The sequence below is a fragment of the Nocardioides antri genome (genome assembly GCF_008373765.1).
Lineage (GTDB): Bacteria > Actinomycetota > Actinomycetes > Propionibacteriales > Nocardioidaceae > Nocardioides > Nocardioides antri.
Genome location: NZ_VUJW01000055.1, coordinates 1 through 256 on the forward strand (window position 1 = coordinate 1; position 256 = coordinate 256).

1 pseudogene is annotated in these 256 nt (G+C 66.8%); it reads right to left on the reverse strand.

Annotation, left to right across the window (positions count from 1 at the left end):
* A pseudogene (locus F0U47_RS20410) lies at positions 1-201 on the reverse strand (cytochrome bc1 complex cytochrome b subunit); the annotation flags it as partial.
* Positions 202-256: the final 55 nt, after the last annotated feature.

Here is a 256-nt window from a genome sequence, read left to right on the forward strand (position 1 = left end):
GGCCTCACGGCCGTGGAGCAGGCGGTCGCGGACGTGCCGCTGCAGGGAGATGCCCCATCGCTTGGTGATCATGAACGCGAGGACCGGGCCGACGAAGATGAGGACCCGCAGCGCGTAGGTCACCTGGTTGATCGACAGGTGCATCTTGATCGCGATGATGTCGTTGCCACCGGCCATCCACGCGAGACCGTAGAACGTCACGAGCGCAGCCATCAGCGCCGTGCGGTGAGGCACGTCCCGTGGCCGCTGGAGCAGG